This is a genomic window from Janthinobacterium sp. Ant5-2-1, assembly GCF_001445815.1.
GTDB classification, from domain to species: domain Bacteria; phylum Pseudomonadota; class Gammaproteobacteria; order Burkholderiales; family Burkholderiaceae_D; genus Janthinobacterium; species Janthinobacterium lividum_E.
This window is the reverse complement of record NZ_LNCE01000016.1, coordinates 213,194-234,987: the sequence shown is the minus strand read 5'-3', so window position 1 is coordinate 234,987 and position 21,794 is coordinate 213,194. Positions and strand designations below refer to the sequence as shown.

The 21,794-nt window shown below is 62.3% G+C and carries 15 protein-coding genes and 1 tRNA gene; 12 read left to right on the top strand and 4 right to left on the bottom strand.

From position 1 onward, the window contains the following. The 3 genes from ASN89_RS29425 to ASN89_RS06935 form a co-directional block, all read left to right on the top strand. The coding region (locus ASN89_RS29425; RefSeq protein WP_235501893.1) for a hypothetical protein at positions 1-217 on the top strand (217 nt) is incomplete at its 5' end. Positions 218-228: 11 nt separating this feature from the next. Then, the gene (locus ASN89_RS06940; protein WP_414842504.1) at positions 229-1,620 is read left to right on the top strand and encodes a pyridoxal-phosphate dependent enzyme; all 1,392 of its coding nucleotides are present in this window, start codon (positions 229-231) and stop codon (positions 1,618-1,620) included. Further along, the gene (locus ASN89_RS06935) at positions 1,617-2,798 is read left to right on the top strand and encodes a trans-sulfuration enzyme family protein (protein ID WP_058048728.1); all 1,182 of its coding nucleotides are present in this window, start codon (positions 1,617-1,619) and stop codon (positions 2,796-2,798) included. Before ASN89_RS06940 ends, ASN89_RS06935 begins: the two co-directional genes overlap by 4 nt. 166 nt (positions 2,799-2,964) lie before the next feature. On the opposite strand, the gene ASN89_RS06930 is transcribed toward ASN89_RS06935, so the two are convergent. After that, the gene (locus ASN89_RS06930) at positions 2,965-5,190 is read right to left on the bottom strand and encodes an acylase (RefSeq protein WP_058048727.1); all 2,226 of its coding nucleotides are present in this window, start codon (positions 5,188-5,190) and stop codon (positions 2,965-2,967) included. A gap of 15 nt (positions 5,191-5,205) precedes the next feature. After that, the gene (locus ASN89_RS06925; RefSeq protein ID WP_058048726.1) at positions 5,206-6,045 is read right to left on the bottom strand and encodes a hypothetical protein; all 840 of its coding nucleotides are present in this window, start codon (positions 6,043-6,045) and stop codon (positions 5,206-5,208) included. 112 nt (positions 6,046-6,157) lie between these two features. On the opposite strand from ASN89_RS06925, the gene ASN89_RS06920 reads away from it, so the two are divergent. From ASN89_RS06920 to ASN89_RS06870, 9 genes are all read left to right on the top strand, one after another. Further along, a complete protein-coding gene (locus ASN89_RS06920; protein WP_058048725.1) occupies positions 6,158-6,604 on the top strand; it encodes a DUF2939 domain-containing protein in 447 nt (148 codons plus the stop codon). A 125-nt stretch (positions 6,605-6,729) separates the two neighbouring features. Then, positions 6,730-7,233 carry a DUF2939 domain-containing protein gene (locus ASN89_RS06915; protein ID WP_058048724.1) on the top strand — a complete coding sequence of 168 codons (504 nt, stop codon included), beginning with the start codon at positions 6,730-6,732 and terminating at the stop codon, positions 7,231-7,233. 51 nt (positions 7,234-7,284) lie between these two features. After that, positions 7,285-7,497 carry a hypothetical protein gene (locus ASN89_RS06910; protein ID WP_046684150.1) on the top strand — a complete coding sequence of 71 codons (213 nt, stop codon included), beginning with the start codon at positions 7,285-7,287 and terminating at the stop codon, positions 7,495-7,497. Further along, entirely contained in the window at positions 7,497-7,886 is a 390-nt protein-coding gene (locus ASN89_RS06905) for a DUF4440 domain-containing protein (RefSeq protein ID WP_058048723.1), read from the top strand. Before ASN89_RS06910 ends, ASN89_RS06905 begins: the two co-directional genes overlap by 1 nt. Positions 7,887-8,151: 265 nt before the next feature. After that, positions 8,152-9,876 carry a methyl-accepting chemotaxis protein gene (locus ASN89_RS06900; protein WP_058048722.1) on the top strand — a complete coding sequence of 575 codons (1,725 nt, stop codon included), beginning with the start codon at positions 8,152-8,154 and terminating at the stop codon, positions 9,874-9,876. A gap of 436 nt (positions 9,877-10,312) precedes the next feature. Next, positions 10,313-12,607: a TonB-dependent receptor gene (locus ASN89_RS06895; RefSeq protein ID WP_414842503.1), complete on the top strand. Its 2,295-nt coding sequence runs from the start codon at positions 10,313-10,315 to the stop codon at positions 12,605-12,607. A 102-nt stretch (positions 12,608-12,709) separates the two neighbouring features. Then, positions 12,710-12,796: transfer RNA gene (locus ASN89_RS06890), tRNA-Leu, on the top strand. A gap of 1,087 nt (positions 12,797-13,883) precedes the next feature. Continuing rightward, positions 13,884-14,285, top strand: coding sequence for a hypothetical protein (locus tag ASN89_RS06875; protein WP_058048718.1), 402 nt, complete (start codon positions 13,884-13,886; stop codon positions 14,283-14,285). Positions 14,286-14,684: 399 nt separating this feature from the next. Beyond that, positions 14,685-19,727: a diguanylate cyclase domain-containing protein gene (locus ASN89_RS06870; RefSeq protein WP_058048717.1), complete on the top strand. Its 5,043-nt coding sequence runs from the start codon at positions 14,685-14,687 to the stop codon at positions 19,725-19,727. A 27-nt stretch (positions 19,728-19,754) separates the two neighbouring features. Here ASN89_RS06870 and ASN89_RS06865 read toward each other — a convergent pair whose 3' ends face one another. Next, positions 19,755-21,254 carry a nucleobase:cation symporter-2 family protein gene (locus ASN89_RS06865; protein WP_235432919.1) on the bottom strand — a complete coding sequence of 500 codons (1,500 nt, stop codon included), beginning with the start codon at positions 21,252-21,254 and terminating at the stop codon, positions 19,755-19,757. A gap of 290 nt (positions 21,255-21,544) precedes the next feature. Then, positions 21,545-21,724, bottom strand: a complete 180-nt coding sequence (locus ASN89_RS06860; protein WP_152988468.1) for a hypothetical protein — start codon at positions 21,722-21,724, stop codon at positions 21,545-21,547. Positions 21,725-21,794 lie beyond the last annotated feature (70 nt).

Here is a 21,794-nt window from a genome sequence, read left to right as displayed (position 1 = left end):
AATCGCAATGGCGGGCTTGCGGCAGCTTAATAGTCGCGCCATTGGCGCGGCAAGCGGGATAAAAACGGCGCATACTCGCATCGCGAACCTTGTTGCCGATATGCGAAGCGCGCATATGCAAGCATATAAACATTCGTTCGCCGCACTCGTCCACCCGCCTACACTGCGCGGCACGGAAGGCGGCTCGGGACACAATCCGGAGCCGTTGTTTCTCTGACAGGAGCCACCATGAATGATCGAATGCCATCCCCATCCCAGCCGCCAGCGCTATACAAGCTGATCGGCAACACCCCGCTGGTCGAAGTCACCAGGCTCGATACGGGCCTGTGCCAGCTGTTCCTGAAACTGGAATCGCAAAATCCCGGCGGTTCCATCAAGGACCGCATCGGCCTGTCCATCATCGAAGCGGCCGAAGCGGACGGCCGCCTGCAACCAGGCGGCACCATCGTCGAGGCAACGGCCGGCAATACGGGCATCGGTCTGGCCCTGATCGGCCGCATCAAGGGCTACCGCGTGATTCTCGTCGTGCCCGACAAGATGTCGACGGAAAAAGTGCTGCACCTGAAAGCCCTGGGCGCGGAAGTGCACACCACGCGCTCGGACGTGGGCAAGGGCCATCCCGAGTACTACCAGGATTACGCGGCGCGCCTGGCGCGCGAACTGCCGGGTGCCTTCTTCGCCGACCAGTTCAACAATCCCGCCAATCCGCTGGCCCACGAAACGACGACGGCGCCCGAAATCTGGGAGCAAAGCGGCCATGACGTGGACGCCATCGTCGTCGGCGTCGGCTCGTCCGGCACCCTGACGGGCCTGACCCGCTACTTCCGCAAGGCGCAGCCCAAGCTGGAATTCGTGCTGGCCGACCCGCAAGGCTCCATCCTCACCGAATACATCGACACGGGCAAGGTGGCCGACACGAGCGGCTCGTGGGCCGTGGAAGGCATCGGCGAAGATTTTATCCCCTCGATCGCCGACATGGACAGCGTCACCAAGGCCTACACCATCACGGACCAGGAAAGTTTTGATTCCGCGCGCGCGCTGCTGCGCGCTGAAGGTATTTTAGGCGGCTCGTCCACGGGCACCCTGCTGGCCGCAGCCCTCAAATACTGCCGCGAGCAGACGACGCCGAAGCGCGTCGTCACCTTCGTGTGCGACACGGGCACGCGCTACCTGTCGAAAGTCTATAACGATGGCTGGATGCGCGACCAGGGCCTGTTGCAGCGGGCCGTGTCGGGCGACTTGCGCGACCTGATCGGGCGCCGCTACGACGAGGGCGACGTCGTCAGCGTGGCGCCGGGCGACACCCTGCTCACGGCCTTCAACCGCATGCGCGCCAGCGACCTGGCGCAGCTGCCCGTCATCGACGGCGGCAAACTGGTTGGCATCATCGACGAATCGGACTTGCTGCTGCACGTCTCCGGCGACGCCGCCCATTTCGCCTCGCTGGTGGGCGCCACCATGACGACGCAGATCGAAACCCTGGCGCCGTCAAGCGGCTTGCCCGCCCTGCGCGCCACCCTGGACCGGGGCTTGACGGCCGTCGTTGCCGACGATACCGCCTTCTATGGCCTGATCACCCGCTTCGACCTTCTCAACCACTTACGCAGGACACTATCTTGAGCCAGGAAACCACCCGCAAGAGCCGCCTCGCCACGCGAGTCATCCACGCCGGCCAGTCGCCCGACCCGTCGACGGGCGCCATCATGCCGCCCATTTACGCCACCTCCACCTTCGTGCAGGACAGCCCCGGCGTGCACAAGGGCCTCGACTATGGCCGCTCGCACAATCCCACGCGCTGGGCGCTCGAGCGCTGCGTGGCTGACCTGGAAGGGGGCAGCGCGGCCTTCGCGTTCGCCTCGGGCTTGGCCGCCATCTCGTCCGTGCTGGAATTGCTGGACGCGGGCAGCCACATCGTCGCCGGCGACGACATGTATGGCGGCACCTACCGTTTATTCGAACGCGTGCGCCGGCGCTCGGCCGGCCACGAGTTCACGTATGTGGACCTGACGAATCCGGAAAACCTGCTGGCCGCGCTGCGCCCGGAAACGAAGATGGTGTGGGTCGAAACGCCCACCAACCCGATGCTGAAGCTGGCCGACTTGCGGGCCATTGCCGACATCTGCCGCGCACGGAGCATCATCGCCGTGGCCGACAATACCTTTGCCAGCCCGCTGGTGCAGCGCCCGCTGGAGCATGGCTTCGATATCGTCGTGCACTCGACCACCAAGTACTTGAACGGCCACTCGGACATCATCGGCGGCATCGCCATCGTCGGCGCGGAAGAGCGGCAGGCGGAATGGCGCGAGCAACTGGGCTTTTTGCAAAACTCCGTGGGCGCGATTGCCGGCCCGTTCGACAGCTTTTTGGCGTTGCGCGGCGTGAAAACCCTGGCCATCCGCATGCAGCGCCATTGCGAAAGCGCACTGGCGCTGGCGCATTGGCTCGAGCAGCAAAAGGAAGTAAAGAAAGTCTTCTATCCGGGCCTGGCCTCGCACCCTCAGCACGCGCTGGCGCAGCGCCAGATGGATGGTTTCGGCGGCATCATCTCCATCGACCTCGATACGGATTTGGCCGGCGCGCGCCGCTTCCTCGAGCGCTGCGAGGTGTTCGCCCTGGCCGAAAGCCTGGGCGGCGTGGAAAGCCTGATCGAGCACCCTGCCCTGATGACGCATGCCAGCATCCCAGCCGAACAGCGGGAAAAACTGGGCATCGGCGATGGCTTGATCCGGCTGTCGGTGGGGATCGAGGATATCGAGGATTTGCGGCACGACTTGCGCACGGCGCTGGATGCGATTTGAGGGGGTGATTGTCGGATTACGCTACGCTAATCCGACCTACGGTTACGAACTTGATGCGATTTAATGCGGTGCTTGTCGGATTACGCTACGCTAATCCGACCTACGGTATGCCGTGGCAGGTAGGTCGGATTAGCCCGCGAGGGCGTAATCCGACGCACCACCAACTTCACTCCCCCGGCCGGTACCTGCGCTCCAGGTGCCTGCTTACGTCCTCGGGATAGAACAACACCTCCTTGAATTCGCCCCGCGCATACATGGCCGCCTGGTCCTTGAAGTGGGGCGACTTCGGGTCGCCGCTCTGGCCACCGGCGAGGATGCTTTTCGCCCTGATGCGCGGACCGAATTCCACGGCCGCGACAAAGCTGTTGCCACGTTCGCCGTAAATCCTGCGGGTCGTGCTCTTGCTGCTTTGCCCATACGCGGCCAGCGCACCCCAGTTACCTGACGCGTAAGGCACGGGCAAGCTCGGTTGCGCATCGTCGAACGGCTGCACCACGTCGCCCGTCAGGCGCTGGAAGCGGTTGATCTCGCCCCACGGCGTTTGCCAGTTGCCGAAATCGCGCTGCAATTTGTCCGCCGCCGTCGCCAGGGCAACCAGCCGCTGGGTCGCCGTGACCTTGTCCGTTGCCAGAAAATCGACCACGGGCACACCCTGCTCGCGCGCCTGCTTGCCTGCCAGCTCGGCCAGCTCCTGGCCCCAGAACACGGCCAGCGAGGTGGCCGTGGACGTCAGCGCATAGCGCCAGTCCCAGGCCCGCAGCAGAGCCACCTTGTCGGCCAGCGCCAGCTTTTGCGCGTCACCGGCCGGCAGCGCATCGTAGGCCGTGAACAGCGGCGGCAGCAGCGCTTCGAACGCCGTCAGTTCGCTGTCATACGAGGCGGCGATCAGCTTGTCGAGCGTGAAATCCTTCTTGTTCTGGAAAACCTTGACGGCATGCAGGCCGCGCGCATTTTCGCCATACACGGACATATAGGCGGGATAGTCTTGCTGGCGCGGGCTGTTGGCGCCGGCCGCCGAATACGGCCAATTGTTCGTGTTCTGTATCCAGCCATTTTTCGGATTGAACAGGGTGATGGTCTGCGCCACCGTATGCAAGCCTTTCCATTCCGTGGCCGGATCGCTGCCGTCGACGGGCTGCTTCCAGTTGAAGCGCGGGTCGCGCACGGGGATGAAATTGCCGTGAAAATAGGCGATATTGCCGTCCGCATCCGCGTACACGGTATTGTTCGAGGAATTCGTGCGCAGTTCCATGGTCCGGTAGAACGCCGCGTAATCGCGCGCCTTGGTGCGCGTGTACGACTGCGTCAAGGCCTTCAACGGTTCGTTCATCAGGCGCACGGCCACCCAGCGTCCATCCTGCGCGCGCACGACGGGGCCGTGGTGGCTGTAGTACACGGTGATGGTTTTCGAGCCCATGCCGCCGTTCGCCAGTTTATATGGCAAGGTAATCGGCACGGCTTTCAAGGGGCGCAGGCCGCCGTCATAGCGGTAAAACCAGGCACCATCCTTGTCGACGATGCTTTCCAGGTATTCGTCGATGACGTCGCCGCCGCCCGAGGTATGCATCCAGCCGAGGCGGTCGTTAAAACCCTGGTAGACGAAAAACTGGCCCCAGGTGACGGCGCCATACGCATTCAGACCTTCGCCGCTGGTGACCTGCACTTCAGGACGGAAGTAGAACGAGGTATGCGGGTTGATCATCAGCAGTGCATGGCCATTTTTCGTGATGGCGGGCGCGATGGCGAAACCGTTCGAGCCGCTCGGCTCAGGCTCCAGGCCTGACGCCAACCCGGTTTCCACGCTGGCCAGCGCCATCGCCACCGATGCAGGCTTGGCCTGCTGGCCGTAAAACGCTTCGAGCTGCGCCAGGTTGACCGATTCGATATCGCCGCCGATGCTGCCCTCGCTGAAGCTCAGGGCCATCCACGGCTCGAAATGCGCGATCAGCTTTGGTTTGACGTGCGGATGCGTGGCCAGGTAAAAATTCAAGCCATCGGCAAACGCATCCATCAACTTGCGCAGCCAGGCCGGGCTGGCGCGGTACTGCGCCTGCAGCTCAAGCGGATCGATGAAGAGCTTCATGCGCAGGTCGCGATACAGCTCCCGTTCGCCCTCCACTTCCGCCAGGCGCCCCATGGCGTTGATGTAATTGAGTTCCACGCGCGGGAAATCGTCCTCGGCCTGCGCATACATCAGGCCAAAGACGGCATCCGCATCCGTCTTGCCCGTCACATGGGGCACGCCCCACGTGTCGCGCGCGATGCTGACATGGGCGGCCTGCGCCTGCCAGCGGGCCATGTCCGTGACAGAAACGGCGGGCGCCGCCAGCACGGGAGGTACGGCAACGGTGCCGCAGGCGATGGCGGCAAACAAGGCACGGCGAGCTGGCATGCACTACTCCAATAATCAGGATGCGTCGATGAGGGTGGCAATCCGCTGGTTCAACTCGGTATTTTCCGCCTGCAGCTGCGCCACTCGCTGTTTCAAGCCGGCGATCTCGCCGCGCAGGCGCTCCGCTTCGGATGGTGCCTGGGCCGCATTCTCGGCCCATGGCTCGTTGCCCGTCTCCGGCGTATCCTGCGACACGTGGGGCGCCTTCGGCTCGCGCGGCGTACGCGTGGCGGCGCGCTGTTCGCGGATTTCCTTGGCCGCCTGGCGCAGCAATTTCTTGCCACCGGCGACAGCCGCCACCTGCTCTTCCGGCGGCAGGGATGCCACGGTGGCCGCCGCGTTGATGGAAATCGTGCCCGAACGGACGGCTTCCACCAGTTCCGGCGAAGCGGCCTTCTGGATCTTCTCGATCTGGCTGATCTGGTTGCTGCTCAATCTCGCCGCCTTGGCCACCTCTTCGCGCGTGCTCATCGGTGGCTTCGGCGCGTTTTCGCCTTCGGGCGCATCAGCCGCGCTGACGGACGCCGGGCTGCGCGCGGCGACGATTTCCTTCTTGCGCAGGGCCAGCACGCCGCGCTGGAAGTCCGACACGCTGCGGCGCGCCAAATGATTGTCGATCATCCATAGCATGACGTCGTCGAGCGAAGTAAAGCTGGTGTTCTGGATGGTCTTGAATTCGATGCCGTGCTGGCGGCAGATGGCGTAGCGGTTATGCCCGTCGATCAGCACGTCGTTCCACAGCACCAGCGCATCGCGGCAGCCTTCGGCCAGCAGGCTGCGCTCGAGCGCCGCGTACTCGCTGGCGGTGAGCGGGTCGATATACGACTGCAGCACCTGATTGATAGTGATATTCATGGTTGTCCTCAATATTGCGGCGCGATGGTCCGCGCCGGCACGAATGCTACACCATCCGCCACCGCTGGCCGGGTAAAATCACGGCGGCACAGCTCATACAAAAACACGGACCATGAAAAGAAAGTACGCCACCGCGATCATTTTTACCGTCGCCGCCATCGGCTTCACCTGGGTCAGCCCCTACATCGCCATGTACCGCATCAGCATCGCGGCCAAATCCGTGCGCCTGGAAACCCTGGCGCAGCAGGCCGACCTGCCGGCCGTGCGGACCAGCGTGGCGTGCCAGTTACGGGCGGCCGGCGAAACGGCCAGCGAAGAAGATTTCAAGGAAATGCTCGACGCCATCGTCTCGCCGCCCGGCATCACGGTATTGATCCTGCACGGCAAGCAGGGAGCGGATGGCAAGCGCCACGACTTCGGCATGGCGTACCGCTCGTGGAATGAAGTGGTGCTGCGGCGCAGCGGCGCCGGCCCCGCCGCCAGCCAGTTCCTGCTGCGCCGCCATGGCATCTGGGATTGGAAACTGACGGACATTACCCTGCCGCCAGAATTACTCTGACGAAACTTGATCCAAAACAACACTTACCTAAACCTCCATATTGATTTTGAGAAATATTATGTAGAATGCCAACACTTCAGGCGCACCGGGTCGCCAGGCATCCAAGAGATTGCACGATGAAAAGAATGATGCTTCTCGCTGTAGCGGTACTGGTCGCACTGGCCGGCGTCTTCTATGGCAGCCCGTATTTCACCATGGACAAGATCCACGCGGCGACCATGGACGAGGATAGCCAGGCCTTGGCTGCACAGATCGACCTGTCCCAGTTGCGCGGCAGCCTGGGGCAGCAACTGCATGCCCTGTTCTCGGCGCCGGAAGTGGCTGACGACATCAGTCCCGACGTCATCGATCCCTTGCTCGACACCATGCTGATGCCCGAAGGCATCGTCGCCTTGATGAAACTCAATGACCGCTATGAAAAACCCCTCGCCAAGGTCAGCGACATCAGCGGCCGCAAGCGCAACACCAAGCCCGACTACAAACTGCGCTACACCTCGTGGAACAGCGTCGTGGTACAGCGCGCCCACAGCAAAAGTCATATCGGTGAATTGACCCTGACTCGCGATGGCCTGTGGAGCTGGAAACTCACGTCGGTGGCGCTGCCCAAGAATCTGCTGGCCGACGCTTGAAACGGCCGCGCACTGCTATCATCTGCCCAACTACATTTCTTTGGAGGCAGCATGTCAGACCTGGTACAACACGCCCTGGACCATGCGGGCAAACCGGCCACCACGCCGTGGGTGGTGACCCTGGTCAGCGGTGAAAAGCTCACCGGCCCCATTTCACCGCTCAGCGACGGCTACTACGCCATCGGCCTGGGACTCATCAAGTACTTTTCCAGTGACAAGGTCGCCTGCATGAATGTATCGGGCGCGGGCGGGTTTCCCATCTGATGACAGGGCTGGAGCGGCCTAACGCCACGGATCTGGTGGCGCAGCTGCAGGCGCTGGAAGCGGCGCTGCAAAGCCAGGCCGTGCGCGCCGACAGCGCCAGGCTGGCAATGCTGTTGGCCGACGAGTTTGTCGAATTCGGCAGCTCGGGCACGCTGTGGACGCGCGCGGCAACCCTGGCGGCCTTGCCAGGGGAAGACTTTTGCCCGCGCAGCATCAGCGATTTTCATGCCCGCTTGCTGGCGGACGATGTGGCCTTCGTTACCTACCGCTCGCAGCGCCACGCCAGCGGCGCCCTGCCACCCAGCGCCAGCTTGCGCAGTTCGCTATGGAAATGGCGCGACGGCCGCTGGCAAATGACATTTCACCAAGGTACGCCGATACCCGCATGAACAAGTATTCCATGTCAAAAAGTTGTTTTTTGGCACGCAAAATCTCATTGATCTACTGAATTTTTTGTGTGAAAATGATTTTCATAAATAAAACAAATAAATTATTTAAATCAGTTTTCAAGTAACGCCATCCTCACACCACGAATCCGTGTTCTGGATAGAGAAGCACTGCGCAGGGTACGACCCGCTGCCAGGCAAGCGCCTGCCATCCGTCCCACGCACGCCCCCTTTCTAATCGTCACCACGTATTTTTGGGAGAGACATCATGGATAAATTCACCGTACGCACCCAGCTCACTCTGGCTTTTGGCCTGCTGGTCTTTTTACTCATCGGCATCTCGATCCTGTCCGTACGGAGTTTCTCCACCTTCAACGCCGGCTTTGACCAATATGTCAACGGCATCACGGCCCGCGCCAACACGGCGCACCGCGTGCGTGACGCGATCGACATGCGCGCCGTGGCGGCCAGGAACCTGGTGCTCGTGACCAAGCCGGAAGACCTGGAAATCGAACGCAAGCAAGTCTTGCAAGCGCATGCCAATGTCGTCAAGAACATGCAGCAACTGCTGCAGCTGGCACAGCAGCCGGGAGTATCGGACGAGGTGCGCACCATCATCACCAAGATCGACAGCATCGAAAAACGCTATGCCCCCGTGGCACTGGGCATCGTGGACCTGGCGCTGCAAAAGAAAACCGAACTGGCCATCGTCAAGATGAACGAGGAGTGCCGCCCGCTGCTGGCCGCCCTCGTTGCCGCCAGTGATGAATATTTCGCCCTGACGGAGCAACGCTCCGCCGTCATTCTGCAAGAAGACAACGAGCGCTACATTCTCAACAGGAATATCCTCATCGGCGTCAGCTTGCTATCCATCGTGCTGGCGGCCCTGGCGGGCTGGCTCATCACGCGCAGCCTGCTCAAGGCGCTGGGCGCCGAACCGAAGCAGCTATGCGACGCCGTCAGCCTGCTTGCCGGTGGCGACCTGACGGGTAAACTCAGCGTCGCACCGAACGATAGCGTCAGCGTGCTGTCCGCGCTGCAGCGCATGCAGGAGTCGCTGACTTCGGTCGTGTCCTCCGTGCGCCAGGATTCCGACACGGTATCCCTCGCCGCCGAGGAAATTTCCACCGGCAATAGCGACCTGTCGCTGCGCACGGAACAACAAGCCAGTTCACTGGAAGAAACCGCTTCCTCGATGGAAGAACTCACCAGCACCGTGCGCAAGAATGCGGAAAATGCCCGCGAGGCCAATGTGCTTGCCACCACCGCTTCGGACGTCGCCAGCAAGGGCGGCGCCGTGGTGGGCCAGGTGATGGGCACCATGGAGCTGATCAGCGAATCGTCGCGCAAGATTGTCGACATCATCAGCGTCATCGACGGCATCGCCTTCCAGACCAACATCCTGGCCCTGAACGCGGCCGTGGAAGCGGCGCGTGCCGGCGAACAGGGCCGCGGCTTCGCCGTCGTCGCCACCGAAGTGCGCGGTCTGGCCCAGCGCAGCGCCAGCGCGGCCAAGGAAATCAAGGCGTTGATCGACGATTCCGTGAGCCGCGTCGATGCGGGCTCCAGGCTGGCGGCGCAGGCGGGCACGACGATGTCCGAGGTGGTCGCCAGCGTCGCCCGCGTCAGCAACATCATCGCTGAAATCACCGTGGCCAGCCAGGAACAGTCCACGGGCATCGAGCAGATCAATCAGGCGGTGACCCAGATGGACAGCGTCACGCAACAAAACGCGTCGCTGGTGGAAGAAGCGGCGGCCGCGGCCGAATCCTTGCGCGACCAGGCCAGCCACCTGGTGCAAACCGTGAGCATCTTCAAGACGCACGACAGCCATGTGGCAGCATTCGCGCCAGCGCCCGCGCGCGCCAGCCGCAAACCGCTGCGCCTGGTACCGGCGCCAGCCAGCAGCCCCGTCAAGCGCCAGGCCGCGCCGGCAAAACACCGTTCAGTACAAGCGGAAGCCGTGACGGCCGGCGATTGGGAAGAGTTTTAATTCAGCCAATATGGGCATGCGGCCTCGCATGCCCTGCATCACACGCACAGGGGGATAGCCGCAGGAGGCGCCTCCCCTGTCGCGCAGCAACAACACGCCCCTCCCCAAAAAAATCCGCGGCAGCTGTTGTATTTCCAGTGTCCGCAAGCGGGTAGCACGGCAAAAAACATCGCTCTCTTTGCGTTCACGCAGGAAACCCCGTCGCCACGCCCCGCCGCTCTGCGCTCGTAGAAGCCTGCCGGCACTCCACTATGCACCCGCCAGATATTGACGACAAATACGATTTTATTCGTGTATTCAGTCGAAACGAATATGAATAGCCGTCACTGGAAAATGGCATGAATACCAAAACTTTCCGTGCTAGCATGACTTTTCGTCCAGCTGGCCAGCGCCAGCTTGCATGCCCCCAACAACCTTGACCGACAGGAGCCGTTTCATGATGACACCGCATGCCAGCACAGTACGCCACACCCTGATTGCCCTGGCAATCACTGCCGCCTTCCCCTTGCAGGCGATGGCGCAGGCACAGGACAGCATCCCGGCGCCAGCCGCCGACGCCCCTGCCGCTCCTGCGGCACAGGCCGGACCTGGCCAGCTGGAAACGGTGATCGTGACGGCACAACGGCGCGCGGAAAACATCAAGGACGTGCCCATGTCCATCGCCACCCTGAAGGGCGACAAGCTCGACACCCTGACGGCCGGCGGCGCCGACATCCGCTTTCTCAACAGCCGCTCGCCCAGCGTCTCCGTCGAATCGGACTACGGCCGCACCTTCCCCCGCTTCTACATTCGCGGCCTGGGCAATACCGACTTCGACCTGAACGCCTCGCAACCGGTGGGCCTGGTGATGGATGACGTGGTGCAGGAAAACGCCATGCTGAAAGGTTTTCCCGTGTTTGACGTCGACCAGGTCGAGGTGCTGCGCGGCCCGCAAGGCACCTTGTTCGGCCGCAACTCGCCGGCCGGCGTGATCAAGTTCGATTCTGCCAAACCCGTCTTCAAGACGGAAGGCTACCTGAGCGGCGGCTTCGGCAAGGATGGCATGAAAAACCTGGAAGGCGCCTTCAACGTGCCCGTCAGCGACACCGTGGCCCTGCGCTTTTCCGGCCAGACCCAACGCCGCGACGACCGCGTGCACAACCCGCGCCCCACCGGCACGCGTGACTTCGAAGGCTATGAAGACAGCGCCGCCCGCCTGCAGGTACTGGTCAAGCCCACGCGCGACTTCACGGCCCTGTTCAACGTGCACGCGCGCAACCTCGACGGCACGGCCACCTTGTTCCGCGCCAATATCCTCAAGCAGGGCACGAACGACCTGGTTGACGGCTTTGATTACGATAACTACCCGACCGACGGCATCAACCGCCAGCACCTGAAAACCAAGGGCGGCAGCATGCGCCTGAAATGGGACTTGCCCGGCGTCACCCTGCATTCGATCACCGGCTATGAAAAACTCGATTTCTTCAGCCGTGCCGACGTCGACGGCGGCTATGGCGCCGTGTACGCGCCGCCGATGGGCCCCGGCTTCATCCCCTTCGTCGTGGAAACGGCCGACGTGATTCCCAACCACAAGCAGATTTCGCAGGAGTTCCGCGCCGAATCGTCTGCCCGCGGCCCGCTGCAATGGATAGCCGGCCTGTTCTACTTCAAGGAAGATATCCAGATCGACAGCATCAGCTTTGACAGCCTGGCACCCGGCAATCCGCAAAACAGCGCCTACGCCACGCAAAACCAGAGCTCGAAGTCGTACGCGGCCTTCGGTTCGCTCAACTACACGGTCTCGGACGCCCTGAAACTGCGCGCCGGCCTGCGCTACACGACCGACAAGAAGGATTTTTCCGCCAAGCGCGTGGAAGCGACCACGGCCGGCCCCTTCAACCTGAACGACACCTCGCACAACGTCAGCTGGGACTTGAGCGGCACCTATGTGCTCACGCCGGAAACGAATGCCTACGCGCGCATCGCCACCGGCTACCGCGCGCCGTCGATGCAGGGGCGCCTGAACGGCCTGGCCGACCGCCCTTCGTTTGCGGGCGCCGAAAAAGCCCTGTCCGTCGAAGCAGGCATCAAGCAGGACCTGTTCGACAAACGCGCGCGCCTGAGCCTGGCCGTGTTCCAGTACCGGGTCAAGGACAAGCAGCTGACGGCCGGCAGCGGCGCCGTCAACATGAACCAGCTGATCAACGCCGACAAGGCCACTGGCCGTGGCGTGGAACTCGATTTCCAGGCTAACCTCAGCGATTCGCTCAGCATGACCCTGGGCGGCAGCTACAACCACACGGAAATCCAGGACAAGAAGCTGTTCGTGCAAAGCTGCGGCAACGCGCAAAACAACCCGGCCAGCGGCTGCACCGTCACCGACCCGCTGGGCCCGTTCAAGGGCACGGCCTACATCGACGGCAACCCGCTGCCGCGCGCGCCGGAATGGCAAACCAACTTCACCTTGAAATACAGCATTCCCCTGGCCAACGGCGAGTTCTACGCCTACACGGACTGGGCCTACCGCACCAGCTACAACTTCTTCCTGTATGAAGCGAAGGAATACAAGGCCAAGGAACTGCTCGAAGGCGGCTTGCGCGTCGGCTACAAATGGGACAAATACGAAGTCTCCGCGTATGGCCGCAACATCACCAACCAGATCCAGTCGCTGGGCGCGATCGATTTCGACAACCTGACGGGCATCATCAACGAACCGCGTACGTACGGAGTGCAGTTCAAGGCAACGTTCTGACGGCGCGCAGATAAAACCATGCTGTCCGGCGCAAACGGGACAGCATGGCTCAGGCACAAGATGGCGTGATGTACATCACCTGTGCTAGAATCTCGCCGCGCTGCCCGGATGGTGAAACTGGTAGACACTGGAGACTTAAAATCTCCCGCCTGTAAGGGCGTGCCGGTTCGATTCCGGCTCCGGGCACCAGCGCACATGCCATCTCCAGAGATAGTAATCACTATTTCTCTCCTCCCTGCCAGTTCCGCAAAACTGGTTTTGTTCCGCAAAAAGTCTCCAACGTACTGCAATATCGTCTCTCAGATTCTTCTGAATCGTCAGTTTCATGAGTCTGACTGCCAATTTTTTGGCTCAGCCTGAAATTGCGCAAGGCCTGCGCGGGCATTGGGAGCTCCCAATTGCCCAACTATGCGGGGTCGTCAATCATGCTCTCACATCATTCGTTCAGTTTATTCTGCATTGCGAAAGGAAGACAGTGGGATGGCAAAACGACCGATATCATCGGGATGCCTAGCTTCGCCGTCGCCGCCCGCTACGGGCTGCCTAAGTAACCCTCCATAAATTATTGTGATTTCTGACTTCCATACCCGGCTCTGCAAAGTGCAGCGACTAGCTTGCCCACTGCTAGCATTGGGCGCCTTGCATTGCATCCGGTTCTGTTTATCATAAATCTACAATACTTTTCCGAGGATTACTTAGGTGGAGTCCAGTAACAGCTACATCAGCGCCAGGAAAAATAGGCTTACAAATCACACCTGAACATACTGGATTAGCGTTTCGTCGACCAATTCGATCTCATTACCTCACAAAATTAGGCCCTTGCCCTTCAGTTATTGCCACTTCCTGCTCAAACAACGGACCACAACTACGGATTCGCATGTTGTCCCGGATCTTCCCCAACAAGGATTGTGAGCAGGCGATGCACAAGGCCCAATCCTCCTTCTCAATAGTGAACAAGCCTTCGAGCGATACAAAATCGCCCATTGCCGCCTGATGATTTACGTCCCTGTATCGCTCTCGATTGGTAACCACAACCTGGCGAGTATTTGACCGCAAAAAAGTGGGGCATGGGGAAAGCCGTCTTCAAAAAATACAGGCAACGTGGCATAGTTGCCACCGGCGAAGTCGTTTTTGAATTGATTCCGCTCAATAGGATTATCCTACGCTCTGAAACGAGGAACACGCCTAGTCACTGTTGGCATGATGGCGAAGCGTGGTCGGAAGACAAGGGGCTGGTAAACATTATGGTTTTTCACAATAGCAAGCTGAGGAAAGTATGAATTTAGAAAAAGAAATGCCACCATCCGCCGATGGCAGCATTGCTCCTGCTGTAGATAGAGCATTTGTCAGAAACCTGGCTGTTAAAAACTTTGAGGCGCTACAAGCAGCCGCCATCGCGGGGAAGAATACTCATCAATTAGCCCTTGATCAAAGCGACGAAATAGAGACACTCATCAAAACTCTGCAGCCTGACGATAGACCAAAATTCTCCGCTCTCTACGAACAGGAGTTGAATGCAGCTACCCAAGCCTCGGTCGAAAAGACCATGGCGATGAATTCACAAACTGCCAATCAACTCTTAGATAACGTTACAAAAACCAATAACGTCTATAGATGGATCAGCCTTATTGCCTTTTTCATTGTCCTGATCGGCTTCATAAAGATGATGAAGAGCTAAATCGCTCCGCCACCGCGTGCATCCGCACGCGGATTTCGGCATCATGCATTGCACGAACGCCGGCCTGTCCGGCCAAGCCGTCACCCTGGCCGTGCCGGTACACAAGTAAGCGTCGCACGCACCCAGATCGACCTGGCTAGTTGCCGGCGCCCTGCGCGGTGGAAGTGCCGGACGTCAAAACCATCGCCACAGCGCGCAAGGAACATCTGGTCAGGCTGCGGGAAGCCCTGCACGCGGCCGTCGCAACCCAGCCGACTTTTATACAACACCGCCAATCGCACCACGTGCCTCGCGCTTACTCCAAGCCTTCCTGCTGATATAATACTTACAATCAAGTAACATTCCGAAATGTGCGCCTTCCGGCTCCCGCAACCGTCTGTGTACTGCTAAGCCCAGCCCATGCGCTCCCTTTTCGATCACGAGATCATCAAACAGCTGCATAGCGGTGCCCGCTCACGGGTTTACCGCGTCAGGGCTGCGGATGGCACCGCGCTGATCGTCAAGAAACCCAATCAGCAGTTTCCCTCCTTTCAGCAACTGGCGCAATTCAAGCGCGAATATGCGATCGCGCGCCGCTGCCGTCATCCTGGCGTGGCGCATCCGCTGGCACTGCAGCTGCACGGCGGGTGCTGGACGATGGTCCTCGAAGATACTGGCGGCCAGGCGCTCGATCAGGTGTTGTGCGCGCAGGTGGCGGCGCGCAGGACGCCGTCGCAGCCTGCATTGGCGCTGGAGGACTTTTTCGACATCGCGTTGCAACTGTGCGTAGCGCTGGAAGAGGTCCATCATCAGGGAGTAATCCACAAGGACATCAATCCCTCCAACCTGGTATGGAATGGCGAGCGGCGCCTGTTGCAGCTGATCGATTTCGGCATCGCCTGTGAACTGCCGTACGAAAGCCACGGCATCGTCAATCTCCAGACACTGGAAGGCACGCTGCGCTACATGGCGCCGGAGCAGACCGGGCGCATGAACCGGAGGATCGATTGGCGCGCCGATTTCTATGCGCTCGGCGCCACCTTCTACGAACTGCTGGCCGGCCAGGCGCCGTTCGAGTCGCGCGACGAGATGGAACTCGTGCATTGCCACATTGCGCGCAGTCCCGACTGGTCGCACCCGGCGCTGGCAAACTTGCCTGGCCAGCTGCTGCCGATCATCCAGCGGCTGCTGGAAAAAAATGCGGATCAACGCTACCAGAGCTTGCAGGGCTTGCGCAGCGACCTCGAAGCCTGCCGCGCGCAAAAGCCGGCGCAGGCGCTCAAGCTGTCCGACCACAACGGCCGCTTTCTCGTGCCGCAAACTCTGCACGGGCGCGAGGATGCCATCGCCGTGCTGCTGGCGGCGTTTGAACGCAGCGCCGCGGGCACGTGCGAGATGCTGCTGGTGGCCGGCCATTCGGGCATCGGCAAGTCGGCCGTCGTCAACGAAGTGCAAAAGCCCATCACCGCCCGGCGCGGCTGCTTCCTGTCCGGCAAATTTGACCAGCACCAGCGCGACGTGCCGTATGCCTCGCTGATCCAGGCATTCCAGGGACTGGTGCGCCAGCTGCTCGGCCAGCCCGAGGAAACGCTGCGGCAGTGGTCCGCCAAACTGCACCAGGCCCTGGGCAGCGGCATCGGCATGCTGGTCGAGCTGATTCCCCAACTGGCGTTGATCGTCGGCCCCACGGACGCGGTGCCCGCGTCGGCGCCGGCACAGGCACAGGTGCGCCTGGACCGCCTCTTCCCCCGCTTCGTCGAAGTGTTCGCCTGCGCCGGGCATCCGCTGGTGCTGTTCCTCGACGACCTGCAATGGGCCGATGCGGCCACCTTGCGGATGATCGAACTGCTGATGGTCTCCTGCGACAAGAGCAGCTTGCTGTTCATCGGCGCATACCGCGACAACGAAGTGAGCGCCGCGCATCCGCTGATCGCGCTGCGCGACAAGCTGCTGGCCCGTGACGTACGCCTGTCGACGCTGTTACTGAGCGCATTGACCGAGCCGCAGGTGGCGCAAATGGTCTCGGCCACCGTGCGCGTGACGGCCCCCGACTGCGCGCCGCTGACCAGTATTTGCTACCGCAAGACGGCCGGCAATCCGTTTTTCCTCAACCAGTTCCTCGCTTCGCTCAATGAGACGGGCCAGCTGCGCTACCGGGCCGCCGACGATTGCTGGGACTGGGACATGCCCGCGATAGAACAGGCCGGATATACCGACAACGTGGTCGAGGTACTGCTGGAAAAAATCCGCCGCCTGCCCACGGTGACGCAGCATCTGCTGCAACTGGCCGCCTCCTGCGGCAACCGCTTCGCGCTCGACACGCTCGCGCTGGCAGTGGACCGCGCGCCCCGGAAAACGCAGCAAGATCTGTGGCCGGCGCTCAGGGCAGGCTTGATCCAGCCGCTCGACGAACGCTATAAATACATCGATGGCGACACCGATGCGGCCAACAGCGGCGTCAGTTACCGCTTCCTGCACGACCGTGTGCAGCAGGCCGCCTACCTGATCGCCGACGACGATGCGCGCACGGCCAACCATCTTCTCATCGGCCGCTTGCTGCTGCGGCATACGGCGCCGGAGCGTCGGGACGAGACACTGTTCGAAATCGTCGAGCAGCTCAACGCCGGCCGCGCGCTGATCAACGATGCGGGCGAGCGCGTGCAACTGGCGATGCTCAATCTCCAGGCTGGCACCAAGGCACGGCGCTGCGCCGCGTTCCAGTCCACATTGGAGCACACGCGCATTGGTCTCGACCTGCTGCCGGCGCAGGCATGGAACGCGCACGCTGACCTCTGGCTGGACCTGCAGCTGGGCGCGGCCGAAGCGGCCTACCTGTGTGGCCAGTTCGATGCCGCCGAAGCGATCTACCCGCTGGTGCGCGCCCGCACCTTGAACCCCTTGCTGCAGGTTCGCTGCATTGCCATCCAGGCGCACCAGTATCAATTGCAGGGCCGCCTGCTCGACGCCATCGCCGTGCAACGCGATGGCCTGGCGCTGCTGCACATCGACATTCCGCACGACGTGGCGCAGATGAAGGCGCGCTTCGCCGACATCCTCGCCGACATCGGGCGGCAGCCTGGCGCGCAGGCGCCCGAGGCCTTGCTGGCGGCGGCCGACATGTGCGAGCCGGACGCGGTGGCCGCCATGCAGATGATGCAAGGCCTGTGGATGGCCAGCTATTACGCCGGCCAGCAGGATCTCAGCGCGCTGATGGTGGTGTCGATGACGCGGCTGTCCATGCAGCGGGGGAACAGCGATTTCAGCGCCGTCGCCTATGTCGGCTACGCGATGATGGTCGCGCTGTACAGCGGCGACATCGCGCGCGGCTACGAATTCGGCGCGATGGCGATGGCGCTGGCCAGGCGCCGTGCCAACCTGCAGACGCGCACGCTCACGGGCCTGATGTTCGGCGCGCTCAGCAACCACTGGACGCAGCCGCTGCGCAGCTCCGACGCCCTGTACGAGGAGGCGTTTGGCTGGGCCCTGGAAATCGCCGATTTCGTGCAGGTCGGCGTGGTGGCGGCCGTGCGCGCCACCGACCGACTCATCCTCGGCGACTACCTGCCGCACCTGATGCACGATATCGAGCACGACCTGGCGCTGATGCGCGCCAACGGCCAGCAGGCGATGGCCGATTGCTGCGTCGCCGCCGCGGTCCAGCCCATCAAATGCCTGATGGGCCTCCTGCCCCGCCACGACAGCTACGATGATGGGGCCTTCAGCGAGGCGCGCTTCCTCGATCAATATGGCGACTCGCACCTGTACCGTGCCTACTTCTTGCAGGGGAAGATCCGCAACGCCTACCTGTTCGACGGCGCCGACGCCGAGCTACTGGCCGGCCAGCTCGGCATCGTCACCCAGATCATGCGCGGCCAGGCCAAGGTTGCCGAGTGCAGTTTCTACGCCGCGCTGATCCTGATCCGCGCCTTGCGGCGCCATCCTGCGCGCCCCGATGCGGGCGATCTGCTGACCATGATCGGCACGCTGCAGGCGAGCCTCGCCAAGTGGGCCAAACAAGGCTCGGACAACAGCGGCGCCAAACACCTGCTGGTGCTGGCCGAGATGGCGCGCTACCGGGAAGACCTGCAACTGGCCACGCGCCATTACCAGCAGGCGATCGACGCGGCCGGCCTGGCCGGCTACGTCAATATGCAAGCGCTGGGCAATGAGCTGTGCGGCGAATGCTGGTTCGACCAAGGACATGCGCGCGTGGCCGGCGTCTTTATCCAGGACGCCATCGCGCATTACGGCCAGTGGGGTGCGCAGGGCAAGGTGGCGCAGCTGCAGGCACGCCACGGCGTACTGTTGTCAAGGATGGAAGGCCGCAGCACGCAACGGCATTCTGTCTCCCACACGCACGGCAGTTCCGCGCTCGACCTGGTGTCGCTGCTGAAGGCGTCGCAGATCCTGTCGAACGAGGTGGGCCTGCGCAAGGTGCTGACGCGCCTCATTGCCATCGTGTGCGAAAACGCCGGCGCGCAGGTGGCGCGCCTGCTGCTGCTGTCAGAAGGCAGCTACCAGCTGGAGGCCAATATCGATGGCGATGGCGTCACTGTCCTGCAATCGCGCCAGCTCGACCTGAACGCCGCCAGCGACCCGCAGTTCCCGCTGTCGCTGCTGCGCTACGTCGTGCGCACCGGTGCCGAGGTGATCGAAGATTGCATCACGGGCGCCTCGCGCTTTGCCGCCGACCCGTACGTGCAGTTGCACCTGCCGCGCGCCGTCATGTGCCTGCCGATACGGCACGGCGGCCAGATCGGCGGCATCCTGTACTTCGAGAACCGGCTTGCAGAAGCCTCGTTTACGGAAGAACGCGTGGCGTTCCTGCGCATGCTCGGCGCACAGGCGATGATCTCGATCTCCAGCGCCAGGCTGCATGACAGCCTGGAACGGCGCGTTGCCGAACGCACGGAGCAGCTGGAAGACGCCAACCGCAAGCTGGCGACCCTGTCCATCACCGATGGCCTGACCGGCCTGGCGAACCGGCGCCATTTCGACGACGTGCTGCGCGCCGAATGTGCGCGTGCCACGCGCGTCGGCCAGCCACTTGCCGTCATCATGCTCGATGTCGACTACTTCAAGCGCTTCAACGACCGGCATGGCCACCAGGCCGGCGACGCCTGCCTGACCCGGGTCGCGCAGGCGCTGGCGGCCGGCATGCGGCGCGCGGGCGACCTGACGGCGCGCTACGGCGGCGAAGAGTTTTCGATCGTGCTGCCGAACACCGGCGCGGATGAAGCGCGCCAGACCGGCGAAGCGCTGCGGCGCGCCATCGCAGATCTGGGCATCTTCCATGAAAGTGCGGATACGCAGCAGGTGACGATCAGCGTCGGCATCGCGGTCCAGTCGGCGCCGGGCGCAGCTGATCCGGACACCCTGCTGCGCCTGGCCGATGCCGCGCTGTACCTGGCCAAGGATGCGGGGCGCAATTGCGTGGTGCTGAGAATTCTGCCGCCTGGCTAATCCGCGTTCACGGAGCGGGGCGGCTCCTCAATCGCTGCCATGACTGTTCTCGCGCGCCTGCTCCTGCGCCTTTTCCTGCGACGCCAATCCGTTGAAGAACAGATTGAGCAGCACGGCGACGATGGCGGCCAGCAGGATGCCGCTGTGCAGCAATGGAGACAAGGCTTTCGGCATGTGCTGCGCGTATTGCTCGGCCACCAGCGGCAGCATGCCGAAGCCGATAGCCAGGGCCACGATGAACAGGTTGTTGCGGTTGCTCTTGTAGTCGACCCCGGCCAGGATGCGGATGCCCGTGGCGGCGACCATGCCGAACATCACCAGCCCTGCCCCGCCCAGCACGAACGCCGGCACGGCTTCAGCCGTCTGCGCGATCTTCGGGATCACGCCCATGACGAGCAGGATAATGCCGGCCGCCACGCAGACCCAGCGGCTGCGTACGCCCGTCACGCCCACCAGGCCCACGTTCTGCGAGAACGAGGTGTATGGAAAAGTATTGAAGATGCCGCCGATCAGGGTACCGAGGCCATCGACACGCAAGCCGCGGCTGATGTCGGCCTGCGTGATGCGCTTGCCCGTCATTTCACCCAAGGCCAGGAACATGCCCAGTGATTCAATCATGACGACGATCATCACCAGACTCATGGTAACGATGGCAACCACGTCGAAAGTCGGCATGCCGAACTGGAATGGCGTGACGACGGCAAAAGCCTTGGCGCTGGCCACCTTGGCGAAATCGGCCTTGCCCAGCGCAAACGACAGGGCTGTGCCGGCGATGATGCCGATCAATACCGCGATATTCGACAGGAAACCGCGGCCATACTTGGCCACCAGCAAGATGACTGCCAGCACGAAGAAGGCGATGCCCATGTTGTCCAGCGCGCCATAGCCGGGGTTGGCGATCATGGGCACGGGACCGGCCGGCGCGGGCAGGCCGGCCGCCGTGGCGGCAGCGGCCATCTTGAGGAAAGCAGGATCGGCAATCTGCGCCATGGCCGGCGGCCCGCCCATGGCCCAGTTCACGCCCACGCGCATCAGCGACACGCCGATGACGGCAATGATGCTGCCCGTGACGACGGGCGGAAACAGCGCCAGCAGGCGGCTGATGAAGGGAGCGATCAGCATGGAAACGACGCCGGCGCCGATCACGGCGCCAAAGATGCCGGTGATGCCCAGGGCCGGGTTGTTCGCCATGGCCAGCATGGGACTGACGGCGGCAAAGGTGACGCCCATCATGACGGGCAGGCGGATGCCGAAATGCTTGCCTATCCCGAGGGACTGGATCAGGGTCACGAGGCCGCAGCAAAACAGGTCGGCACTGATCAGCGCCGCCACCTGCTCGGGCGGCAACTTGAGGGCGCGTCCGACGATCAACGGTACGGCGATGGCGCCCGCATACATGACGAGCACGTGCTGCAAGCCCAAGGTAAACAGTTTGCCAGCCGGCAGGATTTCATCGACAGGCGATGGCGCGGCAGGCGTCGTACCGGGCACGCTGCGATGGATGGATTTCAAACGGGGAGAGGCCATTTACGCTCCACTTCCTGGGTGACCGCGGCCAGGATGGGCGCAGGTGAAAGGGAAAAGCAAGACAGAAACGGGACAACAGGAACACACTAGCGGCCGATGATGCATGCGAAGCTCCTGGGATGGATGACCAAGGTAGCCATGCACGCATCGTGCCAGGTGGATGGTATACAGGAATTGTGCCGAAAATCGCTGGAGATCGGCCAATCTGGCGGTGGGTGCACCGTTTTCTTGCGTCCCGCCCCTGCGCATGCACCAGAAGGCGGCGTTGGCAGGCCGCTGGTGACTGCTGCTTAGCCGCCGGTGCAGGCATCGAGCAATATTTCCAGCTGGCGTACATGTGCGGCACGCAATTGCTCGCGCGCCAGCAAGGCTTGCACTTGCTCGAAGATGCCGTGGGCTGGCACGGCCGACAAGACGGGCGCGGCAGGACGCTTGGCGATGCACGGCGCACTCACCGGCCAAGCTTCCACCTGCGATGCCGGCGCCCATGCCGCACAGCCGGTCAACAAGCTCGCCAGCAATAAGGTGGCTAAACTGCTG